Below are 26,024 nucleotides of genomic sequence, written 5' to 3'. Positions count from 1 at the left end.
ACCAGAATGAGTAACCCCAAGGAATAGATTCTCCGGCAAGGGCGATCAACGTCCATGCAGCCGGCAAGGACTTGGCTGCGTGTTTCCTTTGGGGGAAACGTACCATGTTGAGCCCTGCTCATCATCAGCAGGTCCGAACTCAGTCCGCCAGCGCGTGGAGTCGGCTCGGACATGTTCGGATCGGCACGATCTTGCCGATCATCATCTCTGCCCTGGTCTTGCTTGGGTTGGCCTCGGCCGGATTCATCGCCTATGAGGCCGTCCTCAAGAGGCGAGAGTCCGAGGCATTCCTGAAGGTCAATGCAGTTGCCCAACTGCTGCTGCGCAGCGCAGGACATTGGGCGATTGAACGCGGGCTGACCAACGCCGTGCTGAAGTCTCCTGATGTCGTCAGTGCCGAGCGCCGTGCGGAAATCGCAAAGGCGCGCGCGACGGCGGACGAGGCCTTTCGCCAAGCCGTCCTCGATATCAGCGCGATTCCCGAAATGACCGCGGGGCAAAGACAGATTGCGGACGCAGCGACGAAATTCGAGGCGCTGCGTCTCCTGCGTGAGAAAGCCGACGCGGGAATGTCGCGCTCGCGCGTTGAACGCGAGCCTGACCTCGTAGATGGCTTCGCGCCAACGATTACGGAGGTGATCGACGTCGCGAGCAACCGCTTGCGGCTGACGCTCGAAACACTCACCAGCCCGCCCGTGGCAAGGCTGGCCCAGCTCATCGGCTTGCGACATCTGACAGCTCAGATGGCCGAGAATGCCGGAAGGGAGCGGGCCCTGCTGGCTGGGGTCGTCGGTGCGCGCGCGAAGCTCGGGATGGAGGGCTATGAGCGCCTTTCGGCGCTGCGGGCCAAGGTCGAACTCGCATGGGACACGGTATTGCCGGTGCGGCTGCGTTCGGACCTCGCCCTGCAGATCGGCGAGGCGATGACGGAGGTCGAGAAATCCTATTTTGGTGCCTACGGTGAAACGCGGGTGACTGTGCTCGCCGGTGGCGAAGGCGGGGACTACAGAATCACGGGACCCGAGTACTTCACGCGGGCCACCGCCGGCATCAATGCAGTGCTGAAGCTCGGTGAAGCCATTGGCGCGGCCGCTGACCGCGAAGCCACGATGCAGGCAGAGGTCAGCACTCGTAATGTTGTTTTCACGGTCGTGTTGCTCTGCGCCTCGGTGATGCTCGCTGGCCTCAGTTTCTGGATCACCTTTGGCCGGATCCTCAAGCCGCTTTCAGCCATTTCGGTTGCGATGGGTGGGCTCGCCAATGGCGACTTCACGACGGTCGTGCCTGGCACCTGCCGAGGTGACGAGGTCGGCGAGATGGCGCGGACCGTTGAAGTCTTCAAGCAAAACGGGCTCGAAGTCGAACGCATGCGGGGCGATCACGCTGCGGCCGAGAGCCGGGCAGCCGAGCAGCGCAAGGCGGAGATGCGGAAGCTGGCCGACGGCTTCGAAGCCGCGATCGGGGAGATCGTCGACACCGTCTCCTCGGCAGCGACCGAGCTCGAAGCCTCGGCGTCGACCCTCACATCGACCGCGGAGCGTGGGCAGCAGCTCACGACCATGGTTGCTGCGGCCTCCGAGGAGGCGTCCACCAACGTGCAAGCGGTGGCGTCGGCCACCGAGGAGCTGTCGTCTTCTATCACCGAGATCAGCAGGCAGGTGCAGGAATCGGCCCGCGTGGCCAACGAAGCTGTCGGCCAGGCGCGTGTCACCACTGAGCGCGTCAGCGAATTGTCCAGGGCGGCGACGCGGATCGGCGACGTGGTCGAGCTGATCAACACCATCGCGGGTCAGACCAATCTCCTGGCGCTCAACGCGACCATCGAGGCCGCGCGCGCCGGCGAAGCCGGTCGCGGCTTTGCGGTTGTGGCCTCCGAGGTCAAGGCACTCGCCGAACAGACCGCGAAGGCCACTGGCGAGATCGGGCAGCAGATCGCCAGCATCCAGACCGCGACCGAGCATTCGGTCGGCGCAATCAAGGACATCAGCGGCACTATCGAGAAGCTCTCGGAGATTTCCTCTACCATCGCGGCTGCCGTGGAAGAGCAGGGCGCGGCGACACAGGAAATCTCCCGCAACGTGCAGCAGGCGGCGGAAGGCACCCATCAGGTCTCGGCCAACATCACCGATGTGCAGCGCGGCGCGAACGAGACCGGCTCGGCGTCGTCGCAGGTGCTGGCGGCGGCCCAGTCGCTCTCTGGCGACAGCAACCGCCTCAAGCTCGAGGTCGGCAACTTCCTCGATACCGTGCGCGCAGCATGACGCGGTCGCCGTCACCAATCATCGATCGACTACAACCGACGCGCGAAGACGCGCGGTGGTTCGCATGCGTTCGCAGTTGGATGTCGCGGCGCGATGAGCCGCACGGTTAACCTTCCGGAAAACCGATGCAGTCATGATCTCCGTAATATTCCGGGTGCCGAGTCGCCCTCCTCGTATTGCGTATCAATCGTATTGGAGCACATTCCATGAGTGGCCCTTCCATTCGTCTCACCCATAAGGTCATGACGATCGGACTGTTCGGATTGTTGGGTCTCGTCGCCTTCGGCGCGATCTACGAGATCGGCAGTCTCTCCCAGGACGCCTCCCGCGAGATTGCTAACCGCGCTCGTGCGATCGCTGACCTCGACAAACAGCTCTCGATCGAGATGCTGGAGGCCCGCCGCAACGAGAAGAACTTTCAGCAGCGCCGCAACGAGAGCTACGCCAAGGCACATGCCGAATTGATCGGGCCGATCAATCGCGACTTCGACGAGGTGGAGCGGCTGATGTCGGCCGGCGGCTTGGGCGCGCTGTCCGACCGGATGAAGCAGGCCCAGGACGGCTTCAAGCGATACGCGTCGGACTTCGGCGCATTGGTGGCCGCGGAGACCCGGCTCGGCCTAAACGAGACTCTGGGCCTCTCCGGCTCGCTCCGCGCCGCCGTGCACGACATTGAGGCCAAGCTCAAGGAGATCGACGATCCCAGGTCCACGAGCTGGATGCTGATGATGCGCCGGCACGAGAAGGACTTCATGCTGCGGCGCGACCCAAAATACATCGCCGAGATGAAGAAGGCCGCGGTCGAATTCTCCAAGGCGATAGAGGTCGTCGCAATCCCTACGGCAGTGATGAACGACATCACAGCCAAGCTGCAGAAATATCAATCCGAGTTCACGGCGTGGGTGGAGACGGCGCAGCAAACTGCGGCCCTCGACGCCAGCATGATGAAAACGTTCCGTGGGTTGGAATCGAGCATGATCGAGGTGCGCAACACAGTCGAAGACCTCTACAGGAAGGCCGACGTTGCGGAAGCTGCGACCCGCGATGCCGTGCGCATGTGGATGATGGTCGCCTTCGCCATTGCCGTCGTCGTGCTCGCCGCGGTGGGCTTCCTTCTGGGACGTTCGATCTCGAAGGCGCTTGCCGGCATGGTCGGCGCGATGACGCGGCTTGCGCGCGGCGAGCTTTCGATATCCGTTCCGGGCATCGGGCGCAAAGACGAGATCGGCGAGATGGCCGGTGCCGTCGAGGTGTTCAGGACCAATATGGCGGAGGCCGAGCGGCTGCGCACCGAGCAGGTCGAAGCTGAGGCGCGCGGGCGCCAGCAGCGCAAGGCCGACATGCACCGGCTCGCCGATACTTTCGAAGGCGCGGTCGGCGAGATCATCGATACTGTTTCGTCGGCGGCAACCGAGCTGGAGGCCTCGTCAAATACGCTGACGCAGGCTGCCGAGCGCGGCAACGGGCTTGCCACGGTCGTGGCGGCCGCCTCCGAAGAGGCCTCCGCGAACGTGCAGTCGGTGTCTGCAGCGAGCGAGGAAATGACCTCCTCGATCTCCGAGATCAGCCGTCAGGTGCAGGAATCGGCCCGTGTCGCCGACGTGGCGGTCGGGCAGGCCCAGCGCACCAATGCACGCGTCGCCGAACTGTCGAAGGCCGCCGCCCGCATCGGCGACGTGGTCGAACTGATCAACACCATCGCCGCCCAGACCAACCTGCTGGCGCTCAACGCGACGATCGAGGCGGCGCGTGCCGGCGAGGCCGGCCGCGGCTTTGCCGTGGTCGCTTCCGAAGTGAAGGCGCTCGCCGAGCAGACTGCGAAGGCCACGGGCGAGATCGGCCAGCACATCGGCGCGATCCAGACCGCGACGGAAGACTCCGCCGGTGCGATCAAGGAGATCGGCGACACCATCGCGCGGATGTCGGAGATCTCGTCAACCATCGCCGCCGCGGTCGAGGAACAGGGTGCCGCCACGCAAGAGATCTCCCGCAACATCCAGCACGCCGCGAATGGCACCTCCGAAGTCTCGGCGAACATCGGCGATGTCCAGCGTGGCGCAGGCGAAACCGGGGCGGCCTCGGCGCAGGTGCATTCGGCTGCGCAATCGCTGTCGCAGGAGAGCCACCGGCTGAAGAGCGAGGTCGCGCGCTTCCTGGATTCGGTACGGGCGGCGTGACAGCCGTCGCCTTCCGCACATTGCGTCGCAAGTGGACAGGTCGCGTCGCAGCATCAGTTGGCTGTGCAGCTGCACAGTTGGTTGCGGGAGAAATAACGACCGTCAGCGCTGTCCCGTAATTTTACGTAGGGCCCTGTTAACGCCTGCTTGCGACTATGTGTGCAATCTTACGGGACAAGAACCAGCCAGCATTGTTGAACTGACCTCCGTCTCGCCATCTTCGTGGCGGTTTGCGGCGCGGACAATTTGCGCGTTGCCAGGTAACATCGGGATTTGTCGTGATGTCGAAATTGTCGATCGTCTTCAAGCTTCTGGCCGTGTTGTCGGTCCTGGTCCTTTCGCTCGCCGGCGTTGGCGTGACGGCGATCGGCACCATGCAGAACATCAATTCCCATACGGTCGAGATCGCGGAGAGTTGGCTGCCCAGCGTGCGCGCGCTCGGCTCGCTTCGCGCCGACATCAACGAGCTGCGCGTCGCGCTCCGTCTGCATCTGATGCAGGACAGCGTTGAGGGCAAGGACGCCGCCGAGAAGCGCTTGGCCTCGCTGCGCGCGCGCATCGACCAGACCCGCAAGGTCTACGAGCCGCTGATCACTTCCGCCGAGGAGCGCTCGCTCTATGGGCAATGGAGCACGGCGTGGGCCGAGTATCTGAACGGCGTGCAGGACGTGATGGCACTGTCGCGCAAGGGCGTTGGCCGTTTCCCGGTCGACGCCAACGAGCTGCTGCAGACCAAGGTTGCGAAGATGGCCCAGGCCGCCGATCCCCTGCTCCAAAAGGGCATCGAGCTCAACAACCGCGGTGCCGAGCTTGAGACGAAGCAGGCCGCCGACAGCTACGCCATGATCTTCCGCGTGCTGGTCGGCATCATCGTGCTCTCGGTCGTAATCGCGATCGGCGCCGCCTATTATCTCGTGCGCGACGTTTCTCGCGGCATTGCCTCAATCATCCGCCCGATGCAGTCGCTCGGCGAGGGCGACCTCTCGGCCGACGTTCCGCATCGCGGCGAGAAGACCGAAATCGGTTCGATGGCAGATGCGCTGCAGATCTTCAAGGAGGCGCTGATCGCCAAGAAGGCCGCCGACGAGGCCGCTGCGCGCGACGCCGAAGTCAAGATCGAACGCGGTCGCCGCGTCGATGCCATCACCCGCAAGTTCGAAGCCATGATCGGCGAGGTGGTCGGGACCGTCTCCTCGGCCTCGACCGAGCTCGAGGCCTCCGCCTCGACGCTGACCAACACCGCGCAGCGCGGACAGGAACTCGCGACCGTCGTCGCAGCCGCCTCCGAGGAAGCCTCGACCAACGTCCAGGCGGTGGCATCCGCTTCGGAGGAGCTGTCGTCCTCCATCACCGAGATCAGCCGCCGCGTGCAGGATTCGGCGCGGATGGCGGCGGAGGCCGTCGAGCAAGCGGCGCGGACCAACGACCGTGTCAATGCGCTGTCGCACGCGGCGTCCCGCATCGGCGACGTCGTCGAGCTCATCAACACCATCGCGGGCCAGACCAATCTGCTGGCGCTGAACGCGACCATCGAGGCCGCGCGTGCCGGCGATGCGGGCCGCGGATTCGCGGTCGTCGCCTCCGAGGTCAAGGCGCTGGCCGAGCAGACCGCGAAAGCGACCGGTGAGATCGGGGCGCAGGTCTCGGGTATCCAGGCGGCGACGCAGGAATCGGTCAGTGCCATCCAGGAGATCGGCGGCACCATCGAGCGGCTCTCCGAGGTGGCTGCGGCCATTGCCGCCGCCGTCGAGGAGCAGGGCGCGGCCACGCAGGAAATCTCGCGTAACGTGCAGCAGGCCTCGGTCGGCACGCAGGAGGTCTCGTCGAACATCACCAACGTGCAGCGCGGTGCGATCGAGACCGGCGAGGCTTCGACCGAGGTATTGTCGGCGGCGAAATCGCTGGCGACCGACAGCACCCGTCTCAAGGTCGAGGTCGCGCAGTTCCTGGAATCGGTTCGCGCGGCCTGACGCTCACGTGCTCGTCTGCGGAGCCGGCGGCGGTGCGATCTGCCGCCGGAACAGGATACGCTGGTAGAGCCAGCCGATCGCGACCAGCACGATGCCGAGGCACATGAACGATAGCGCGCGGTAGACGCCCGTCAGCGTCGACATGTCGATGACGAATGCTTTCAGGATCGTCAACGCGATCACGACGGCCGATGCCAGCCGCGCCCGCTCCGAATTGACGAGAATGCCGACGCCGAGCAGCACCACGCCGAAGCCGAGCCAGCCGATCGAATAGGTATATTGCTCGGCGCCCGTCGTCGCCCCGGAGGAGAGGATCGGGCCGTGATAGAAGCGGCGGATCTCCAGCGTGACATAGGTCAGCGCGAACAGCAGCGCGCCGCCTGCAATCGTGTTGGCGTAGGCCTTGCCGCGTTCGCCGGCCACGGCATAGGACAAGAGCAGCATCAGCACCGCCGGCAGCGCGTAGCCGAGCAGCAGCAGGTTGAACACGGCGCCACCGACGTCGGTGCGCCATAGCAGCGGGTTCTCCAGGAGCAGGAGGCCGAACACGCCGACGAGCCCGCCGATCACCGTGAGCACGACCGCGCCGACATTGTGCACGACGCTGCGGCTGCGCAGTCGCAGGCGCTCCAGCCCGATCGCCAGGGCGAGCGTGATGCAGACCTGGAGGGCGAATTCGAGCAGAGAGGGTGCTGACGTCATGTTGCCGCCGGTCGCAAAATGGCGGATCTCCATGAAGGCGAGCAGCGCGGTGAACAGGATCGCGGCGCTCTCGAGCATGCGCAGCGGGGCGTCGTCGGCGCGGCGGCGCAGGAACAGGCTCGCCGCCCAGAACGATGCCGCCGGCAGGCCGTAACCCCACAACAGCCAGTTGAAGATCGGCGTGGTTCCGACGGCGTCGCCGACGATGCGCGGATCATAGCCGATCCGAGCGGTGACGAGGCCGGCGAAGATCGCGGCGAGCCAGCGCAGGAACGGGATCGGCCGCTGCATCGAGATCCAGGCGGTGCCGAGCGACATCAGCGCCAGTGCGATCGTGAGCCAGCCCTTCTCCAGCGCAAACGTCAGCGCCAGCGCCAGTGCACCGAGCGTGCCGGTCGCAAACAAGGCCGTGGAGATCATGGCGCCCGGCCGGGTCTCGCGGCGTGCAAGCGCTTCGGTGGCCGCGCCGAAGGCGGCGGCGAGCAGCACCGCGAGGATGGCGAACGGGATCGAGCGATCGAGATGCGCGATGCGTGCGTAGAGCGCGACCAGGATCGCGATCGGCGTCGCGACCCCCGCGACCGACCACACCACCGGAATGATCGCCGAGTTCGAACGTCCCTGCGCGAGGAAGCCCGCGATGCCGAAGCCGGCGGCGAAGATCGCCGCCATCACCAGATGCAGCGTCACCGCGCTATCGATCGCCGTCGGTGCGATGTCGGCCATGGGACCGCCCGGCAGCACGAGCATGTCAGGATTGGCGCGCACCGCCCATTCGGCGAACACGACGAAGACGGTCGCGGCGGCTGCGCCGAGCGCGCCGGTGGCCGCCGGCGCGCGCCAGGCGACAAGCAGCGTCGCGCCGACCAGCAGCGTGAAGGCCATCAGCGCCAGGTCCGCATGGGCGCTCGACAGCACGATCAGCATCGCGCCGAACAGATAGGCACCGAGTGAGCCCGACGAGACCGGCTCGATCTCACCGTCCTCGATCGTCGGGCCGAACATGAAGCCGCAGACCACGAGAAGAGCGGCAAGAACAGAATCCTGCGATCACATGGAAAGCGTGCGGCGCGACCTGCAGGTCGCTGGTATCGAGCCCCGGAAAGATCCAGAGCACGGCGAAGGCGATTGTCGTGACCGCAAGCCAACGCCACAGCCGGATACGGGCAAGGCCGAAGCTCGCGGCGGTGACGACGGCGAGATAGATGTAGAGGGCCCAATAGTCCGGCTTGCCGCTGGAGACGAGGATCGGCGTCACGAAGGCGCCGACCACGCCGAGGCCGGCGAGCGCGGGCCCGTGCAGGAGCGCGGCAGCCAGCGTGCCGAGCGCGACGAGGCCGAGCAGCACGAAGGCGGTCGCGGGCACGAGGAAGCCATAGAGCGCGTACGCCGCGTAGATGGTCGCAAATGCCACCGCCGTACCGGCTGCGGTGAGGATAGCGGGAATGTTGGCGATCGGCAGCGCGGCGATGTTGGAGATGCTCTCCTTGCGCCGTGACCATTCGCCGGCGCCCAGCAGCGCCAGCGCGAACACGCCGCCAAGGAACACGCGCACGCCGGGGCCAAGGAGGCCAGCCTCGATCGAATAGCGCACCATGAAGAAGCCGCCGAGCGCGAGCGCCAGGCCGCCGATCCAGACTACCCAGCGCGTGCCGAGCCGTTCCTCGAACCCGGGCGCGGGTGCGGGCAGCGGCGGCGTCGCGTCGGCCTCGGTGCTCGCTTCGAGCGGAGGCGGTGAAATATCTTCGGTGACGAGCGGGGGCGGCGCCTCGGCTCTGGCTTCGGCTTGGGGCACAAGCGGCGGTGGCGCTGCGGAAGTTGTGGGGGGCGCGTCAGCCCACACATCTGCGGGGATCAGCGGCGGCTGCACGGGCCGTTGCGCGCGGAACATCTCTTCGAGCGAGCTTAGCCGTCGTCGCAGTTCAGCCGCCTGGCTGGAAGCCTTGATCGCGATGATGAAGGCGATGATCGCAATGATCAGCGCGAAGACGTCAAACGGGCCGTCAGACATAAAGCCTCCAGGCAACCGGCGGGCAGGGGCCGATCACGCATATCTCGGGTTAGCGCCGGGAGCGTACGCGCAAGCCCGGCGCGGGTCGCTCCTGAAGCACGTCGCGACGGAAGCGGTAGAGCGCCGCCGGACGTCCGCCCGTCTGTGTCGACATCACCCCGGTCGGTTCGACCAGGGCTTCCATTTCGACCAGGCGGCGGAAATTTTGTTTGTGCAGGTGTCGGCCGGAGATCGCCTCCACCGTATACTGCAATTCGGTAAGTGTGAATTCGGCGGGCAAAAGTTCAAAGACCACAGGACGATACTTCAGTTTTGCACGCAGTCGCGCGACCGCTGTCGCAAGAATCCGGCGGTGGTCGAAGCGCATGGATGTGCCGAGCGCGGACAGCGCCTTGCGCGCTAATGCCGCAGGGCGACCGTCGCGCCGCGCTTCCTCGACCAGCCCTGCCTCGTACAGGAGCTCGTAGCGGTCGAGCACGCGCTCCTCGTCCCAGGACGCGCCGTCGAGACCGAAATAGAACCGCACCCGATCCTTGCGCGGCAATGCGCGCGTCGTCTCCGGCGTCTCCTCTTCGGCCCAGCCGGTCAATGCCGGGATGATGTCGTCCGCGATGATCGCGGGCGGCCCCTCGCGCCAGTCCTCCCAAGGCAGGAAGCGATACCACGGCGCGAAGCTCGCACTCGTGGCTGCCAGTTCGCCGCCGAAGGCGCGCGTCAGTGCGAGATAGCCGATCGACACCATGTGCGCGCCGGTGTCGCCAGCCTCGGCATGCCGGCCGCGATCGCCGAACGTGTAGAGCTGCTCGACATAGCCGAGCCGCAGGCCCGTCTGTTCCTCGACCCACGCCCGCAGCCCGATCTCGAAAGTGCGATGGCTCGGCGCATCGAACGGGCCGAACGGCAGGCCGGCCAGGCCGTCACTGTCGCGCGCGGTGAGGATCAGCGGTTCGTGATCCTCGATCGCGACGATCGCGGCGGTCAGGCCGATCTCGATCGGCGTCAGCAGCTTTTCGCTCATGCGATGGCGATCGCCGGTGCGGCCATGACGATGTGGAGGCGTCTGCGTAAAGGCTCGCATGCGATTGCTCTGCTCGCAAGCGGGCGAGGGGGCACACCTGTGCTGTGGTGCGCAACTGTCATTCGAGCTCGATCACGAAGGGGCGGCCCTCGACCATCATCGCGCCCGGGCCCATCTCGTCGAGTGCGCGCAGCATGCGGCCGTTGCGCCCCAGCGCACGGTCGGCAAGGCCGACGATGCGGCGGTTCGGTGAGGCGATCGGGGACGCCGCCCGGATCTTCTTCGCGATCTCGGTCTCGTCGCGATTCGGATTGAGTGCGCACACGGCGGCAAAGGCGCTCGCGGTGGAGCGGCTGATGCCGGCATAGCAATGCACCACCAGCGGCGCGTCGCGGTCCCAGCCGCGCACGAAGTTCAGCACCTGCTCGATATGCGTTTCCGACGGCGCGACGAAGCCGTCCATCTCCTCGGTGATGTCGTCCATCGACACCTTGAGATGGTTGGCCGGCAGCACCGACACCGGCCGCGCCACCTGTTCGACATTGGCCATCACGGTCAGCACGTGGCTGGCCTTGGTGAGGCGGACGGTTTCGGGAAGGGCGGCGAGGGAGCAGACGTGGATCATGGCGGACCTTTTTCCGCAGATTATAGCGAGCGTTGGCGGGGTGGGCAAAGCGAAGCGTACCCACCACTTTCGTCTCATTGCGCAAAACAGTGGGCGGCAAGGGCCCCTTTGCCCGCCCTGCAGGACTCTAACCCACGACAACGATCACGCAAACACGGCGCCAAACCGCTCCAGAAACTGCTTCTCGGCCCGGGCAGCCGTCCAGGGGGTGAGATAGTCGCGCCGGACGCTGTCGGACAGGCCGGGATCCTTGCCGAACAGGCGCTTGGCCTCGCTCTCGCTGAAGCCGGCAAGCGTCGTTGCCTCCAGATAGGCCGCGCCGCGATCGGCGGCCTTGATCGCCAGCGTGATCTCGTCCGGCAGTACCGGCGGCAGGCCAAAGCGGATGTGAATCGCGCCGAGCAGACGTTTCTCGACCGCCTTGTAATGACCGTCGAGCACGGCCTTGAACGGCGAGATCATGTCGCCGATCACATATTCGGGCGCGTCATGCAGCAGCGCGGCAAGCCGCATGCGCTGATCCACGCGGGGATTCTCGTGCCGCATCACGGTTTCGACCAGCAGCGTATGCTGCGCGACAGAGAAGATGTGTGCGCCGATGGTCTGGCCGTTCCAGCGGGCAACACGCGCCAGCCCATGCGCGACGTCGGCGATCTCGATATCGAGCGGGGAGGGATCGAGCAAATCGAGCCGCCGGCCCGACAGCATGCGTTGCCAGGCGCGGGTGTCGGCGCCGCGGTCCGTCTTCTTCGCGCTCATTTGGCTTTGAGGCGCGGCTTGCGCTGCGACTTGCCGCAGCTCGCGTGACAATGGCAGTCGACGAGATGATCGTTGACCATGCCGGTCGCCTCCATGAAGGCATAGACGATGGTCGGGCCGACGAATTTGAAGCCGCGCGAGGCCAGCTCCTTGGAGATCTGCATGGAGAGCGGCGTCGAGGCAGGCACGCTCGCGGTGGTCTTGAAATGATTGACCTTGGGCCTTCCGTCCATGAAGTCCCACAGGAATTTCGAGAAGCCGGGGCCCTTCTCCATGATGGCGAGATAGGATTTCGCGCTTGATATCGCGCCGTCGATCTTGGCCTTGTTGCGCACGATGCCGGCATCGTTCATCAGCGCGTGAACCTTCTTCTCGTTGTAGCGTGCGATCTTTTCCGGCTGGAAATCGTCGAAGGCTTTGCGAAAATTGTCGCGCTTGCGCAGGATCGTGATCCAGGACAAGCCGGCCTGGAAACCGTCGAGGATCAGCTTCTCATAGAGCGCGCGGTCGTCATATTCCGGCACGCCCCATTCAGTATCGTGATAGGCGACGTAAAGCGGATCTTCGCCGGGCCAGGGGCAACGCGTCTTTCCGTCGGGATGCAGGCGAGGGGCACGGCTCATGCGATGGGTTGCTTCGTTGGAATGCGCACGACGTCTGGTTCCGCAAGCCTCACAGCGAGCCCACCGGCAGTCAGCGCCTGTCCCGCATCGAGCGCATCGGCGACGCGGTCGATGCGCACCAGCGCGATACCCTGTCCTTTCGCCGACGAGCCCATCGTGCCGACCGGCTTGTCGCCGGCCATGACGCTGACGCCGGGCTCAGGCGAGAAATCCTCGAGCAGCACCTTGACGCTGCGGGTGCGCGCGGTGCCGCGATGCTGCATGCGCGAGACGACCTCCTGGCCGACATAGCAGCCCTTGTCGAAATCGACGCCGGAAAGGCGGTCCATGTTGGTCTCGTGCGGGAACGCATCGCTGTACGTGAAATCGAGCCCGCCGCGCGGCACGCCGAGCGCGATGCGGTGGGCCTCGTATGCGGCGGCGTCGACGAGCTCGGCGCCGATCAGATCGGACAGCTTCTGTTTGAGATCTTCGAGGATGAGGATGCGGTAGCCGAGGTCCCCATTGCGCGGATCGGCGAAGGCGAGGTCGGGCTGGGCCGCGGGCTTGCCGTCCCAGGCCGCGAGCACGCCGAGATCGTCGGACAGGTTTTCCACCGTGACCTTGGCGCGCAGCTTGTAGAATTTCAGCTTGGTGGCGAGGCCGTCGGCAAGCGGCTTCGGGCAATCGATCAGGAACCCGCCGCCATGGCCGGCAGGCGCTTCCGTGATCAGGAAGTCCACGATGATCTTGCCCTGCGGCGTCAGCAACGCGCCGAATCGGCCCAGGCCCGGCTTCAGCTTGTCGACATCGGTCGTGACGAGGCCATTGAGGAAGTTGCGCGCATCCTCGCCCGCGACCTTGATCACGCCCCGGTCCGGAAGAAACGCTGATTTCATACGAAAATCTCTTGCGACATGTTGCTCCGGAACGTAAGCCCGCAAGGCAAAAACGACAAGACCTCAAGCCCTGCGCTTGGGGACGAGAGAGGCCTTCAGCCATGACCCAGCGTTTCGACGTGATCCTCAAGGGCGGCACTGTCGTCAACCAGGACGGCGAGGGGACCCGCGATGTCGGCGTCGTCAACGGTCGCATTGCCGAGATCGGCGCGCTGTCGCAGGCTTCCGCCGCGGAAGTGATCGACTGCAAGGGCCTGCACATCCTGCCCGGCGTGATGGATACGCAGGTGCATTTCCGCGAGCCCGGGCTGGAGCAGAAGGAAGACCTCGAGACCGGCTCGCGCAGCGCCGTAATGGGCGGCGTCACCGCCGTGTTCGAGATGCCAAACACCGCGCCGTTGACCGTGACGGAGGCCACCTTCACCGACAAGGTGAAGCGCGCCCATCACCGCATGCATTGCGACTTCGCCTTCTTCATCGGCGGCACCCGCGAGAATGTGCAGGACCTGCCGGTGCTGGAGCGTGCGCCCGGCTGCGCCGGCGTCAAGGTGTTCATCGGCTCCTCGACCGGCGCGCTCTTGGTGGAGGATGACGAAAGCCTGCGCCGCATCTTCCAGGTGATCCGGCGCCGCGCGGCGTTCCACGCCGAGGACGAATACCGCCTCAACGACCGCAAATCGCTGCGTATCGAGGGCGACACGCGCTCGCACCCGGTGTGGCGCGACGAGACCGCCGCGCTGATGGCGACGCAGCGGCTGGTGAAGCTCGCACACGAGACCGGCAAGCGCATCCACGTGCTGCATATCTCGACCAAGGAAGAGATCGAATTTTTGCGCGACCACAAGGACGTCGCCTCCTGCGAGGCGACGCCGCATCATCTCACGCTGGTTGCGCCCGAATGCTACGAGCGGCTCGGCACGCTGGCCCAGATGAACCCGCCGGTGCGCGGCGCCGATCACCGCGCCGGGATCTGGCGCGGCATCGAGCAGGGCATCATCGACGTGCTCGGCTCGGACCACGCCCCGCATACGCTGGAAGAGAAACAGAAGACCTATCCGGCCTCGCCCTCCGGCATGACCGGCGTGCAGACGCTGGTGCCGCTCATGCTCGACCACGTCAATGCGGGTCGGCTGTCGCTGGCGCGTTTCGTCGATCTCACCAGCGCCGGCCCCGCGCGCCTCTACAACATGGCCTGCAAGGGGCGGATCGCCGCCGGCTATGACGCCGACTTCACCGTCGTCGATCTCAAGCGCAGCGAGACCATCACCAACAAATGGGTCGCGTCCAAGGCCGGCTGGACCCCCTATGACGGGTTGCGCGTCACCGGCTGGCCCGTAGGCACCTTCATCCGCGGCCGCCGCGTGATGTGGCAGGGCGAGCTCGTGACGGCCGCGCAAGGTGAGCCGGTGCGGTTTCTGGAGACGCTGAGGGAGGAGTGAATGACCGAACCGACACCCCTCATCACCACCGAGCAACTTGCAGCCCAGCTCGGCGATCCCAACCTGCGCCTCTACGACTGCACGACCTACAACGAGCCGGTGCCGCCAGGCAGCGATGTGCCCTATCGCGCCGTGCCGGGCGATAAGACGTTCGAGGCCGGCCATATTCCGGGGGCCGATTTTCTCGACCTGCAAGGCGAGTTCTCCGACGCCTCTGCGCAGCAATTCTTCATGATGCCTGATGTGGCCCAGCTGGAGGCCGCCTTCGGCGGCCACGGCCTCGATGCATCCAAATCCGTCGTGCTCTACAGCATCGGCACCATGATGTGGTCGACGCGGTTCTGGTGGATGCTGCGCTCGCTCGGCGTTGAGGCGCGGGTGCTCGACGGTGGCCTCGACAAATGGAAGGACGAGGGACGGCCGGTCTTAACAGGCGCCCCGAAGGGCTATCCGGCCACGACCTTCAAGGCCACACCGCGCGCAGGCCTCTTCGTCGACAAGAATGCGGTCAAGGCACGGCTCGGAGATCCCGCGACTGTTATCGTCAACGCGCTCGGTCCCCAGTTTCATCGCGGCCTCGAGCCGAGCCGCTACGGGCGGCCCGGCCGCGTTCCCGGCAGCGTCAACGTATCAGCGGCAGCGCTCGTCAATGCGGACAAGACGCTGACGACGCTCGCCGATGCCGAGGCCAAATTCGACGCGGCAGGCGTCACCCGCGACAAGAATGTGATCCTGTATTGCGGCGGCGGCATCTCGGCGACGATCGACCTGCTGCTGCTGACGCAACTCGGCTACGACAAGCTGACGCTGTACGATGCCTCGATGGGGGAGTGGGCGAAGGATCCGGCGCTGCCGATCGAGACGGATTAGGACATTCCTTGGCCCCTCCCCCAGGGGAGGGACAGAAAGTTGGGAACCTTTCCCTTGGGGCGGCATCCAATGTCCGGAACGAAGCCAAACGAGCAGGTGACCGCCATGCCACGGATCGCAGCCGGCCTGTCCGCCGGCGCCAAGACTTCAGAAATCAGGACATTGGAAGCCGAACTGGTCGAGCGGGCGCGGGGCCGTGACGAGGCCGCGCTGCGCGAGATCATGCAGGCCAACAACCGCAGGCTCTATCGTCTGGCGCGCGGAATTCTGCGCAGCGACAGCGAAGCCGAGGATGTCGTTCAGGAAACCTATGTCCGCGCTTTCACCCATCTCGACGGATTCCGCGGCGAGTCCGGACTGTCGACGTGGCTGTCGCGCATCGCCATCAACGAGGCACTTGGCCGGGCGCGAAGCGCCAGGCCGCAGGTCGAGCTCGGCTCGGTGCCCGAAGCGACGCTCGAGGCGCAGATCATCAAATTTCCCGCTTCTCCCCCAGGCGATCCGGAAAGGACCATGGCCCAACGTGAAATCCAGCGCGTCGTCGAGCGCGCCATCGATGAATTACCGGATGTCTTCCGCATGGTCTTCGTCGCCCGCGTCATGGAAGGGATGAACATCGAGGAGACCGCCGAGCTGCTCGGCGTCAAGCCCGAGACCGTGAAGACGCGGCTGCACCGTGCGCGGACCATGCTGCGCGACAACGTCGAAAAGGAGATCGGTCCGGTGGTGATGGATGCGTTCCCGTTCGCCGGGTGGCGCTGCGAGCGGCTGACCGTGTCAGTGCTGAAGCGGCTTGGCATCGGCGGCTGAATTTTTCGGGAACGTTTGCGCGAGAATTCCATCCAACGCCTGTGAAGCAACGCGCCGGCAAAACGTCCGGCACCACAGGAGTGTCAAACCATGTTCGTTCGTTGGACCACGGCGATCGCCGCTGCAATTTTGTTGTCGAGCCCCGCGCTGCTGCAAGGCGCCAGAGCAGCCGACAAGCTGACCGATCCGCAGATCGCCCATATCGCCTACACCGCGGGCGTGATCGACATCAACGCAGCCAAGCAGGCGCAGAAGAAAGCCAAGAATAAGGACGTGAAGGCGTTTGCCGAGGACATGCTGCGCGACCACGAGGCCGTCAACAAGCAGGCGCTCGCGCTGGTCAAGAAGCTGAACGTCACGCCTGAAGACAACGACACCAGCAAAGCGCTGTCAAAGCAGGCGAGCGAGAAGCTCGCCGAACTGGACAAGCTGAGCGGTGCGGCCTTCGACAAGGCCTATGTCGCGAACGAGGTCGCCTACCACAAGACGGTCAACGGCGCGCTGGAAACCCAGCTCATTCCGTCCGCCAGCAATGCTGAACTGAAGAGCCTGCTGCAGACCGGCCTGAAAATCTTCCAGGGCCATCAGCAGCACGCCGAGCACGTCGCGGCGGAGCTGAAATAGGGAGGCGATGATGCTGGGACGATTGTCCGCGATCGCGACAGCGGTCCTGCTCGTGGCGGTGGCCGTCCCGGCGCACGCTGCGACCGTAGAGATCACGATGGAGAATCTCGAAGTGTCGCCGAAAGACGCTTCGGCCAAGGTCGGCGACACCATTGAATGGATCAACAAGGACGTCTTCGTCCACACCGCGACAGCCAGGAACGGCGATTTCGACGTCAACCTGCCGGCGAAAAAATCAGGGACGTTGGTTCTGAAGAAGGCGGGCACGATCGATTATTACTGTCGCTTTCATCCCAACATGAAAGCGACGCTCAAGATCGAGCCGTAACGGGCTGGGAGCGTATTCCCGACCGTAGCGGAAGCTGGCCCCGCCTACGTGGCGGGGTCATTTTCGGCAAGGCTTACTGCCTGGAGAAAGACTTACTGCCTGGAGAAAGACTTACTGTCTGGAAATGTCGACCGAGAATTCGCCGTTGCGGATGCGGCCGGGAAAGCCTTCGACGAACTTCGCCACCGCGTCCTCGCCATAGGTGCCGACGAGCTCGGCAAGGGCCGCAAACAGGCTCGCCTGCGCCAGGCAGTCGCCGTCGACGCCATCATGGCGCGCTTCGGCCCAGGCCTCGTTGAGATAACTCAGTGCGGCCTGCTTCTGCTCGTGATCGGGCAGCGGCGCGCGTGCGGGAGCGTAGGACACTGGATGGCTCATGAAACTCGTCGGGGCTGGGGCGCAATCCACGGCGATGCGCTGTGCGAGAGGTGTAGCACGCACGTTAACGCCCGCTAGGCCACATCTTTAGGAACGGTTAACGGCTGTGTACAAAGTCGATGACAGGGTTCCCGCCGCTGTCTCAGTTCGCGTAACGCGCCGTGAGATCGCGCGAGATCTTGGCGCCTTCCTCGATATAGCGGCGGATCGCCACCGTCGCGGCCGGCGTGCAGCTCCGGTAGGTCTGCTGAAAACCGTTATAGCCGCGGTTGAAGCCGGCGATCATGCGGGTGCGGCGTTCGCCGGCGGGGGTTTCGGCATCGATCAGCGCCTGCATCTCGCTGCGCCATTTGTTGCCCTCGTTGGACCCGCAGATGCCGCGCAGATAGTGCAGCCCGCCGAGGATCTCCGCCAGTCGCTGCAAATCGCCGTCAAACGGCGCTGCCCCGTCCTGAGCCCTCGTGGGCACCGAGGCGCAGGCGAGAATCAGGGCAAAAATGGCCAGAAATCGCGTCGACATCGGCCGGGTGTATGCCTCCTCGGGGCGATAGACGCAAGGCGGGGCCGTCAGGGGCCCATCAGCCGGTGAGCGGACTGGATGACCTCTTCCAGCCCGCCGGTCAGCTTGAGGTCGCCAAGGCTCGCCAGGGCCTTTGGGGCGATCCAGCGGTAGTCGTCGAGCTCGTCGTTGAGAACCGGCTCCCGGGCCACCCAGCGGGCGGCAAAGGACATGATCAGGTAGTGGCCGGCGCCGGCCGCGGCCGGCAGCACTTCGCGCCAGCCCGCGAGGCCAATGATTTCGATATCTAGCCCGGTCTCCTCGTCGATCTCGCGCGCCAGCGCTTGGTGCAGCGATTCGCCGAACTCGACCCGGCCGCCCGGCAGCGAATAGAACCCCTTTGCCGGCGAACGTGCGCGACGGGTCAGAAGCACCTTGCCGTCACGAAAAATCGCGGCACTGACCGCGATCTGGGGACGGGTGGGCTGAACGATCGCAGCCATGACTTCACCTGCTCGGGCTCAGTTCGCCATGATGATGTCGATGTCGGCTTCCGCGCCGCCATTGATGATGCCGCCGCAGGCCGCGATCAGCGGCTTGACCCAGTGGGCGGCCTGCTCAGCGAGGCGAACGCGGGTCGTGTCCTTCTCGACCTCGCGCATGGCCGAGCCGACCGCCGTCAGGATCGAGGTCATGGTGTCGGTGAGGTGGTCGAACTGGGCGCGCACGTTCGGGTCGGCCTTTTCATAGGCCTCGATCGCCAGATCCCGGGCCTTGAAGTTCGAGGCGGTGAAATGCTCGGCATAGGACAGCGGCGACCAGGTCAGAAAATCTTCCGCGCATTCCGGCATGTCGGGGACCATTTCCAGCAGCATCACGGCTTCATTGAAATGGTTGAGATAGTCGGTGGCAAGCCCGGTCCGCGGGTTGATGTTGGCCACGCGCAGCCGCTCGGCCCAGGCTGCAGCCTCGGGCCCCGTCTGTCCATGCATTCGCGCCGGCTGGGAGACCGTTGAGCTCATCTGCCGCAGTGTTAACGTTCGGGGTTAAAAGGACCTGAACGGACCCTATATAGGCCCTCAAGGATGTGTGGACGCTTCGTCATAACTTCGGCCCCCGCGGCTTTGCGGCAACTGTTCGGCTACATTGAGCAGCCGAACTTCCCGCCCCGGTTCAATGTGGCCCCGACACAACCGATTCCGGTCGTGCTGGGCGAGAACGGCGCGCGCCATTTTCGCCTGATGCGCTGGGGTTTGCTGCCGGGTTGGGTCAAGGATCCCAAGGGATTTTCGCTCCTGATCAATGCCCGTTCCGAGACGGTGCTGGAGAAGCCCGCTTTCAAGAACGCGATTCGCCGGCGCCGCGGCCTGATTCCGGCCGACGGCTATTACGAATGGAAGGCGGAGGGTGGCCGCAAGCAGCCCTTCTTCATCCATCGCGCCGACGGCGCGCCGCTCGGCTTTGCAGCGGTGTTCGAGACCTGGGTCGGGCCGAACGGCGAGGAGCTCGACACGGTCGCGATCGTCACGGCGGCGGCGAGCGAGGATCTCGTCACGCTGCATGATCGCGTGCCCGTCACCATCAGCCCGCGCGATTTCGAGCGCTGGCTCGACAGCCGCAGCGATGACCTCGATGCGGTGTTGCCGCTGATGACCGCCCCGCGCATCGGCGAATTCGCCTGGCACCCGGTCTCCACCCGCGTCAACCGCGTCGCCAATGACGACGACCAGTTACTCCTGCCGATCAGCGCGGAGGACATGGAGGCGGAGGCGCCGAAGAAGAAGGTGGCGCGGAAAGCGGCGGCCGGGCCGGCCGATGACGGGCAGGGGTCGTTGTTTTAGGCGCTTCGCCCTTACACGATCTCCCGCGCCCGTAGTGCTGCGATCTCCGCTGCGTCAAATCCCAGCTCGCCCAGCACCGCATCCGTATCCGCGCCGAGCTCCGGCGCCATCCGGTCGAGCCTGCCGCCGCCATGCGCGAGCTTGAATCCGCTGCCGGCGAAACGAAGCCGGCCGTAGGGCGTATCGAGTTGCTGGATCGCGCCGCGCGCCTTGATCTGCGGATGGTCGATGACTTCCTCGACTTTCCAGATGCTGGCGCAGGGCGCGCCGGCGTCTTCCAGAATGGTCTCCCATTCGCGCGCAGGCCTTGCCGCGAGCGCCTCTTCGATGATGGCGCGCAGCGCCGGCTCGTTCTCGTTGCGCGCAAACCAGTCGGCAAAGCGCGGATCGCTGAGCGTGTCCTCGCGGCCGAGCGCAGACATCAGTGCGCGATATTGCTTCTCGTTGTTGACGGCGAGCAGGATGTGACCGTCGCCGCATCTAAACAAATTCGCCGTGGTCCTGCGGCTGACGGCCTGATTCCCCGACAGCTGCTGGCGATGGCCCGCGACCGACCAGTCCGCGATCTGCCCCGACAGGAACGCCATCGTCGCCTCCAGCATGGAGACGTCAATGAGCTGGCCCTTGCCGGTGCGGTCGCGCTGGTAAAGCGCGCTCGACACGCCGAACGCAGCGGTGGCGCCGGACAGCACGTCGCACACCGCAAAGCCGGCGCGGGTCGGCCCAGTCTCGGGATGACCCGTGATCGCCATGATGCCGGACAGCGCCTGCATCTTGCCGTCATAGCCGGGGCGCAGCCGGTCCGGACCGGTCTGGCCGAAGCCGGACACCGCGCAGTAGATCAGCTTCGGATTGATCGCGGACAGCGCCTCGTGGCCGATGCCGAGCTTGTCCATCACGCCGGGGCGGAAATTCTCCATGACGACGTCGACCTGCGCGGCGAGCTTCTTCACGATCGCGATCGCATCGGGCTTTTGCAGATCGAGCGTCAGGCTGCGCTTGTTGCCGTTGATGGCCTGGAACGACGGCGCCAGCCCGCGCTCCGCCCATTCGCGCGACAGCGGCGTGCGGCGCATGTCCTCGCCCTCGCGCCGCTCGACCTTGATGACGTCGGCGCCCAGCAGCGCGAGCTGGTAGCTCGCATATGGGCCGGCCAGCACTTGCGTGAAGTCCAGGATCTTCACGCCCTCGAACGGTCGCGTCACGTCGCTCTCCCTGTTTGCTTTGGTTGTCGGAGGACGTCAGGCGGCGCGATTGCCGCGCGCGATCTCCTTCTGCTTGTCGAATTCGGCACGGCGGCGCGCCAGCTCTTCGGCTGAGAGCTGCGCGACGTTGTTGTAGTCGAGCTTCCAGGAAGCGTCCTCGCTCCAGCGCAGCGGCGACTGCATCGTGGTCTGCGGGCCGCTCGCGGTCTCCAGCAGTCTGAGCGCCAGCTCGAGCGTCTGCGCCTGCGAGGCGATGTCGTGCGGCTTGCCGGCGGAATTGCCGAGCGGGAAATCCGAGAACAGAAAGCGCGGCACGGCGGCGTGCTCGATGATGTCCTTGGCGCAGCCCATGATCACGGTCGGAATGCCGTTCGCCTCGAGATGCCGGGCCACCAGCGCCGTGGTCTGGTGGCAGACCGGACAGTTCGGCACCAGCACGGCGACATCGACCTTGTCGGCAAGGCAGCGCGCCAGAATTTCCGGCGCGTCGGTGTCGAGGGTGACGCGATGACTGCGGTTGGTCGGCGCGCCGAAGAAGCGCGGGGCCACCTCGCCGATGCGCTCCGCCGCGCTCGCCTTCAAGAGTTGCGGCAGCGGAAACCAGGTGCCGTTGTCGGTGGCCGTGGTGTGCTTGCGGTCGTAGCCGATATGCGAGATGCGAAGGTCGTGGGGCTTCGCCGTGTCGCCCTCATAGACCTGGTAGAATTTCGCGCCGCCATTATACGCCGCGCTCGGTCCCTGGTCGCCCTTGGTGGGGTCGTATGGCGCGGCGGTCGTGATGATGGTGACGCTTGATTGCGACAACGGCTTCTTTAGCGGCTGGAACGGCGCCTCGGTGTAGTGAGCCCAGCGATACGCCGTGGTGTAGCCAATCGCGGCGTAATAGTCCCGCGTGCGCTGCATATAGGGAACGGGGGCGTCATAGTCGGGCGCAAAGCCGAATTCGTCGTCGCGCGAAGCGGACATGGGGCGCGTCTCCTGGTTCTTGTTGGCGACAGACTAGAGATAGTCGGGGGTGAGCTCAACGGGGGGCGGGGCAATGCAGGTCAGAATTGCACTGATAGAGCCAGGTCCGCTTTTTCCCCTCTCCCCTTGCGGGCGAGGGTGGCTCGCCGCGAAGCGGCGAGACGGGTGAGGGGTCTCTCGCGTGCTCAACTGCATGAGATGCGCGCGCGGACAGAAACCCCTCATCCGCCGCTTCGCGCCACCTTCTCCTGCAAGGGGAGAAGGAAGGAAGACAACCTACCGAAACACATGCAGCGCCACATGCTGCAGCAGCATGATCGCCTTGGCGTCGATGATACGCCCGTCCGCGATCATCGCCAGCGCCTCGTCAATGCCGAGCTCCAGCACCTCGATGTCCTCGCCTTCGTGTTCGAGGCCGCCGCCGTCGCTGACCCGCATCTCCGGCTCGTACTCGGCGACGAAGAAATGCAGCTTCTCGGTGATGGCGCCGGGGCTCATAAACGCTTCGAACACCTTGTGGACGTGGTGCAGGCGATAGCCGGTTTCCTCCTCGGCCTCGGCGCGGATGCGCACCTCGGGCGAGGCGTCGTCGAGCACCCCGGCGGCGGCTTCGATCAGGAGATCGTCGTAACCGCGGATGAAGGCCGGCAAGCGGAATTGCTTCACCAGGATCACCGTGCGCCGCGCTCGGTTGTAGGGCAGCACGGCGGCGGCGTTGTCGCGCTCATAGGTCTCGCGGTGCTGCGTCTGCCATTCGCCATTGGCGCGCCGGTACTCGAACGTGGTGGTCTTGAGGGGGTCCAGCCGTCCGAGAGCACGCGGACGTCCTTGATGCGAACGCGGTCGGATATGGTCATGCTTCGATCTCAGTTGCTTGGCGTTGTGGTGCGGCCGTCGATCCACTTCTGGAACATCACCGAGGTCGATTCCTCGAAACCCAGCGACTGGTAGAACGCATTGGCCTGCTCATTGCCGCGCCGGACCAGCAGCTGGAGCTTCAAAATTCCAGCCGCGCGCAGCCAGTCTTCGGCCGCGGCCATGATCACTCGGCCGTAGCCACGCTTCTGGCTATCCGGATCGACCGCAACGTAATAGACCCAGCCGCGATGGCCGTCATGGCCCACCATGACGGTGGCGACGATGGCGCCGTTGTCGCGGCCGAGCAGGATGGTGGAATTGTCGCGCCGTCGCGCCAGCGCGATGTCGGCATGCGGATCGTTCCACGGCCGCGTCAGCCCGCAGCGCTGCCACAGCGCGACCACGGGCTCGACATCGGCCTCGGTGATCGCGTCGATCTTGAGCGCACTCACAGCACTTTTCCCGGGTTCATGATTCCAAGCGGATCGAGCATCGCCTTGAGCTGTCGCATCAACTCAATTGCGGTCTTGTCCTTCACGTCGGGCAACTCGTCGCGCTTGAGCACGCCGATGCCGTGCTCCGCCGAGATCGAGCCGCCCATACGCAGCACGATGGCGAACACGACCGCGTTCATCTCGTGCCAGCGCGCCAGATAGTCCGCGGTGTTGGCGCCGATGGGCTGGCTGACATTGTAGTGCAGATTGCCGTCGCCGAGATGGCCGAACGGCACCGGCCGCGCGCCGGGAATCAGCTTCACCACGGCTTCATTGGCCTCGGCGATGAAGGCCGGCACGGTGGCCACCGGCACGGAGATGTCGTGCTTGATCGAGCCGCCCTCCGGCTTTTGTGCTGACGACATTTCGTCGCGCAGCTTCCAGAAGCCGGCGCGCTGGGTGAGATTGGCCGCGATCACCGCGTCGTCGACGATCTCGTCCTCCATGGCGAGGCCGAGGATCGTTTCCAGCGGCGTCCGGGCGTCGTCGCCGGGCGACGACAACTCCATCAGCAGGTACCAGGCATGCTTTTGTGCGAGCGGATCGCGCACGTCGATGCCGTGGCGGATCGAGAAATCGACCGCCATCTCCGAGAGCAGCTCGAAGCTCGTCAGCGCATTGGCGGCCTCGCTTTGCGCGATCGCCAGCAGCTTCAGCGCGGCCTCCGGCGACTTCAGCCCAACGAAGGCGGTCTCGATCGAGCGCGGCTTCGGAAACAGCTTCAGCGTCGCCGCCGTGATGATGCCGAGCGTGCCTTCGGCGCCGATGAAAAGGTTGTGCAGATTGTAGCCGGTGTTGTCCTTCTTCAGCTTCGACAGCACGTTGAGCACGCGCCCGTCCGCCAAAACCACCTCGAGCCCCAGCGCCATCTCGCGCGCCACGCCATAGGCCAGCGCGGCCGTGCCGCCGGCATTGGTCGAGAGATTGCCGCCAATGGTGCAGCTCCCTTCCGCGCCGAGCGAGAGCGGGAACAGCCGGTTCATTTCGGCGGCCTTCTGCTGTGCGATCTGCAGCACCACGCCGGCCTCGCAGGTCATGGTGTTGGAGGCGGTGTCGATCTCGCGGATCTTGTCGAGCCGACGCAGCGACACCACCACCTCGCCATTGTGCGGGGTCTGGCCGCCGACGAGCCCGGTGTTGCCGCCCTGTGGCACCAGCGCGATCTTGTGCTCGGAGGCGAGCTTGCAGATTGCGGCGACTTCCGCGGTCGAGCCCGGGCGCAGCACCAGCGGCGAGCGGCCGTGGAATAGATTGCGCTCTTCGGTGACATAGGCCTCGATGTCGGCCGCATCGGTGATGGCGTGCCTCTCGCCGACGATCTTGCGGAATTGTTCGATCAGCTCGGGCGCAAGCGGAGGGGTGGCGGAATGATTGACGTTCATGGTCGTGTCTCTTGCTTCTCTTACCGCGCGACAGCCGCCCGGCGCAGCCGGTCGTTGATCGCTTCGCCCAGATCCTCTTCGGGGATCGCCATCACGGCGATCGCCCGCGGCCCCCTGGCATCGAGGGCGCGAAGATAGCCGAACAAATTGGCGGCGGCTTCATCGAGATCGCCGGTGGGCGACAAATTCATGACGGCAACGGCGGTCTCCAGGCCGGGCAGGCGCGCCGGGCCGAACGCCAGCAGCGCTTCGCCCGGCGCGACGTCCAGCGCATTGAGCCGCACATGGGCGTGTGGCGCGTAATGCGAGGCCAGCATGCCCGGCGCCAGCGGCTGGCTGTCTTCGCTGTCGGTCTCCGCGGGCAGTCGCGCCAGCGCTGCACCAAGCACGGCCTCGATCCGCTCGCGAGACAGCCCGCCGGGCCGCAGCAGCATCGGCGCCGCAAAACAGCCGACGATCGTCGATTCGACGCCGACCGTAACAGGCCCGCCGTCGACGATCAGGTCGATCCGCCCCGCAAGGTCGCTCTCGACATGGGCCGCCAGCGTCGGCGAGACGTGGCCGGAGATGTTGGCGGACGGCGCCACCACCGCCCCGCCAAAGGCGCGCAGGATCGCCTGCGCCACCGGATGGGCCGGAATGCGGATCGCGACCGTGTCGAGGCCCGCGGTGGCAAGCTCGGCCACCGGGCAGTTTTCCGTCTTCGGCACCACCAGCGTCAGCGGCCCCGGCCAGAACGCCTCCGCAAGGCGCAAGGCGCAGGCGTCGAATCGTCCGATCCTGCGCGCGGCCGCGAGGTCGGCGACATGCGCGATCAGCGGATTGAAGGCCGGCCGCCCCTTGGCGGCGTAAAGATGGGCGATGGCACTGGCATTTCCGGCGTCCGCCCCGAGCCCGTAGACCGTCTCGGTCGGGAACGCGACCAGCCCGCCGGCGGCCAATGTCCGGGCGGCAGCTTCCGCGCCGGCCTCGCCGGCCGGTAAAATCAGCGTTTCAAGACCCGTTTTCACAGGGATAAGATTCCTCAGCTCGGCCGCTTGCGGTGCGCCAAACCCGACGCTATAAGCCGGCCTCTTGTCGGAGTGTGGCTCAGCCCGGTAGAGCACTGCGTTCGGGACGCAGGGGTCGCAGGTTCGAATCCTGCCACTCCGACCATTCTTCCAAAAGTCGACGTTTTTCTAGAGGCTCGTTCCCAAGCTTGGCGGACCAGCCGCCGGCGCCCGGGAGCGTCTTCTTGCAACGATTTTCAGGGCGGGTCCACGGCCGATTTGGCCGGACAGGGCGGTCTGTCGCGGTGGCATGGCTC

Annotated in this window: 23 protein-coding genes, 1 tRNA gene and 2 pseudogenes; 10 read left to right on the top strand and 16 right to left on the bottom strand. The window is 65.5% G+C overall.

Features of this window, described 5'->3' with window-relative positions:
• Positions 1-104 precede the first annotated feature (104 nt).
• The 3 genes from AB3L03_RS08965 (at position 105) to AB3L03_RS08955 (ending at position 6,408) form a co-directional block, all read left to right on the top strand.
• Positions 105-2,261, top strand: coding sequence for a methyl-accepting chemotaxis protein (locus tag AB3L03_RS08965; protein WP_231188785.1), 2,157 nt, complete (start codon positions 105-107; stop codon positions 2,259-2,261).
• A 206-nt stretch (positions 2,262-2,467) separates the two neighbouring features.
• Positions 2,468-4,438 carry a methyl-accepting chemotaxis protein gene (locus AB3L03_RS08960; protein ID WP_204513859.1) on the top strand — a complete coding sequence of 657 codons (1,971 nt, stop codon included), beginning with the start codon at positions 2,468-2,470 and terminating at the stop codon, positions 4,436-4,438.
• A gap of 281 nt (positions 4,439-4,719) precedes the next feature.
• Entirely contained in the window at positions 4,720-6,408 is a 1,689-nt protein-coding gene (locus AB3L03_RS08955; protein WP_085384908.1) for a methyl-accepting chemotaxis protein, read from the top strand.
• A gap of 3 nt (positions 6,409-6,411) precedes the next feature.
• Here AB3L03_RS08955 and AB3L03_RS08950 read toward each other — a convergent pair.
• The 6 genes and pseudogenes from AB3L03_RS08950 to AB3L03_RS08925 all read right to left on the bottom strand — a co-directional run bounded on the left by AB3L03_RS08950 (position 6,412) and on the right by AB3L03_RS08925 (position 13,024).
• A pseudogene (locus AB3L03_RS08950) lies at positions 6,412-9,121 on the bottom strand (DUF2339 domain-containing protein).
• Positions 9,122-9,170: 49 nt separating this feature from the next.
• On the bottom strand, positions 9,171-10,139 hold the full coding sequence (locus tag AB3L03_RS08945; protein WP_085352597.1) for an NAD regulator: 969 nt from the start codon (positions 10,137-10,139) through the stop codon (positions 9,171-9,173).
• Between the two features lie 118 nt (positions 10,140-10,257).
• Positions 10,258-10,764 (bottom strand): tyrosine phosphatase family protein, encoded by a 507-nt coding sequence (locus AB3L03_RS08940; protein ID WP_007607206.1) that lies wholly within the window; start codon positions 10,762-10,764, stop codon positions 10,258-10,260.
• Between the two features lie 144 nt (positions 10,765-10,908).
• Entirely contained in the window at positions 10,909-11,523 is a 615-nt protein-coding gene (locus AB3L03_RS08935) for a YfbR-like 5'-deoxynucleotidase (protein ID WP_085352596.1), read from the bottom strand.
• On the bottom strand, positions 11,520-12,146 hold the full coding sequence (locus AB3L03_RS08930; protein ID WP_085361347.1) for a DNA-3-methyladenine glycosylase I: 627 nt from the start codon (positions 12,144-12,146) through the stop codon (positions 11,520-11,522). The genes AB3L03_RS08935 and AB3L03_RS08930 overlap by 4 nt, the downstream gene beginning before the upstream one ends.
• Positions 12,143-13,024 carry a folate-binding protein YgfZ gene (locus AB3L03_RS08925; protein WP_368508443.1) on the bottom strand — a complete coding sequence of 294 codons (882 nt, stop codon included), beginning with the start codon at positions 13,022-13,024 and terminating at the stop codon, positions 12,143-12,145. Before AB3L03_RS08925 ends, AB3L03_RS08930 begins: the two co-directional genes overlap by 4 nt.
• Before the next feature lie 101 nt (positions 13,025-13,125).
• Between AB3L03_RS08925 and AB3L03_RS08920 the strand changes: the two genes are divergently transcribed.
• The 5 genes from AB3L03_RS08920 (at position 13,126) to AB3L03_RS08900 (ending at position 17,095) form a co-directional block, all read left to right on the top strand.
• Positions 13,126-14,463 carry a dihydroorotase gene (locus AB3L03_RS08920; RefSeq protein ID WP_018458826.1) on the top strand — a complete coding sequence of 446 codons (1,338 nt, stop codon included), beginning with the start codon at positions 13,126-13,128 and terminating at the stop codon, positions 14,461-14,463.
• A complete protein-coding gene (locus tag AB3L03_RS08915; RefSeq protein WP_204513862.1) occupies positions 14,464-15,333 on the top strand; it encodes a sulfurtransferase in 870 nt (289 codons plus the stop codon). It abuts the gene before it with no gap.
• Positions 15,334-15,438: 105 nt separating this feature from the next.
• The gene (locus tag AB3L03_RS08910) at positions 15,439-16,143 is read left to right on the top strand and encodes an RNA polymerase sigma factor (RefSeq protein ID WP_247490397.1); all 705 of its coding nucleotides are present in this window, start codon (positions 15,439-15,441) and stop codon (positions 16,141-16,143) included.
• A gap of 90 nt (positions 16,144-16,233) precedes the next feature.
• A complete protein-coding gene (locus AB3L03_RS08905; protein ID WP_085352592.1) occupies positions 16,234-16,767 on the top strand; it encodes a DUF4142 domain-containing protein in 534 nt (177 codons plus the stop codon).
• A gap of 10 nt (positions 16,768-16,777) precedes the next feature.
• The gene (locus tag AB3L03_RS08900; protein WP_204513864.1) at positions 16,778-17,095 is read left to right on the top strand and encodes a cupredoxin domain-containing protein; all 318 of its coding nucleotides are present in this window, start codon (positions 16,778-16,780) and stop codon (positions 17,093-17,095) included.
• A 111-nt stretch (positions 17,096-17,206) separates the two neighbouring features.
• On the opposite strand, the gene AB3L03_RS08895 is transcribed toward AB3L03_RS08900, so the two are convergent.
• The 4 genes from AB3L03_RS08895 to AB3L03_RS08880 all read right to left on the bottom strand — a co-directional run bounded on the left by AB3L03_RS08895 (position 17,207) and on the right by AB3L03_RS08880 (position 18,994).
• Positions 17,207-17,473, bottom strand: a complete 267-nt coding sequence (locus AB3L03_RS08895; RefSeq protein ID WP_007594892.1) for a hypothetical protein — start codon at positions 17,471-17,473, stop codon at positions 17,207-17,209.
• A 142-nt stretch (positions 17,474-17,615) separates the two neighbouring features.
• Entirely contained in the window at positions 17,616-17,993 is a 378-nt protein-coding gene (locus AB3L03_RS08890) for a TIGR02301 family protein (protein ID WP_007607220.1), read from the bottom strand.
• Between the two features lie 47 nt (positions 17,994-18,040).
• On the bottom strand, positions 18,041-18,475 hold the full coding sequence (locus tag AB3L03_RS08885) for an NUDIX hydrolase (RefSeq protein WP_085352591.1): 435 nt from the start codon (positions 18,473-18,475) through the stop codon (positions 18,041-18,043).
• An 18-nt stretch (positions 18,476-18,493) separates the two neighbouring features.
• Positions 18,494-18,994 (bottom strand): hypothetical protein, encoded by a 501-nt coding sequence (locus AB3L03_RS08880; RefSeq protein ID WP_247473553.1) that lies wholly within the window; start codon positions 18,992-18,994, stop codon positions 18,494-18,496.
• A gap of 63 nt (positions 18,995-19,057) precedes the next feature.
• Between AB3L03_RS08880 and AB3L03_RS08875 the strand changes: the two genes are divergently transcribed.
• Positions 19,058-19,813 (top strand): SOS response-associated peptidase, encoded by a 756-nt coding sequence (locus AB3L03_RS08875; RefSeq protein ID WP_204513865.1) that lies wholly within the window; start codon positions 19,058-19,060, stop codon positions 19,811-19,813.
• A gap of 11 nt (positions 19,814-19,824) precedes the next feature.
• Here the strand turns inward: AB3L03_RS08875 and AB3L03_RS08870 are convergent, their stop codons facing one another.
• From AB3L03_RS08870 to AB3L03_RS08845, 6 genes and pseudogenes are all read right to left on the bottom strand, one after another.
• Positions 19,825-21,018 (bottom strand): CaiB/BaiF CoA transferase family protein, encoded by a 1,194-nt coding sequence (locus AB3L03_RS08870; protein ID WP_368508442.1) that lies wholly within the window; start codon positions 21,016-21,018, stop codon positions 19,825-19,827.
• A 36-nt stretch (positions 21,019-21,054) separates the two neighbouring features.
• Positions 21,055-21,984, bottom strand: coding sequence for a glycine reductase (locus AB3L03_RS08865; RefSeq protein ID WP_085352587.1), 930 nt, complete (start codon positions 21,982-21,984; stop codon positions 21,055-21,057).
• A 276-nt stretch (positions 21,985-22,260) separates the two neighbouring features.
• A pseudogene (locus AB3L03_RS08860) lies at positions 22,261-22,841 on the bottom strand (NUDIX domain-containing protein).
• A gap of 9 nt (positions 22,842-22,850) precedes the next feature.
• Positions 22,851-23,294 (bottom strand): GNAT family acetyltransferase, encoded by a 444-nt coding sequence (locus AB3L03_RS08855; protein ID WP_354263448.1) that lies wholly within the window; start codon positions 23,292-23,294, stop codon positions 22,851-22,853.
• Positions 23,291-24,718 (bottom strand): FAD-binding oxidoreductase, encoded by a 1,428-nt coding sequence (locus tag AB3L03_RS08850; protein WP_368508441.1) that lies wholly within the window; start codon positions 24,716-24,718, stop codon positions 23,291-23,293. The genes AB3L03_RS08855 and AB3L03_RS08850 overlap by 4 nt, the downstream gene beginning before the upstream one ends.
• 20 nt (positions 24,719-24,738) lie before the next feature.
• Positions 24,739-25,728 (bottom strand): L-threonylcarbamoyladenylate synthase, encoded by a 990-nt coding sequence (locus tag AB3L03_RS08845; RefSeq protein WP_368508440.1) that lies wholly within the window; start codon positions 25,726-25,728, stop codon positions 24,739-24,741.
• 68 nt (positions 25,729-25,796) lie between these two features.
• Between AB3L03_RS08845 and AB3L03_RS08840 the strand changes: the two genes are divergently transcribed.
• Positions 25,797-25,873 (top strand) — tRNA-Pro (locus tag AB3L03_RS08840).
• Positions 25,874-26,024 lie beyond the last annotated feature (151 nt).

Origin of the sequence: Bradyrhizobium lupini, assembly GCF_040939785.1 — a bacterium.
GTDB classification, from domain to species: domain Bacteria; phylum Pseudomonadota; class Alphaproteobacteria; order Rhizobiales; family Xanthobacteraceae; genus Bradyrhizobium; species Bradyrhizobium canariense_D.
Note: the sequence above shows the minus strand (reverse complement) of the source record. Positions and strands in the feature narration are given on the sequence as shown.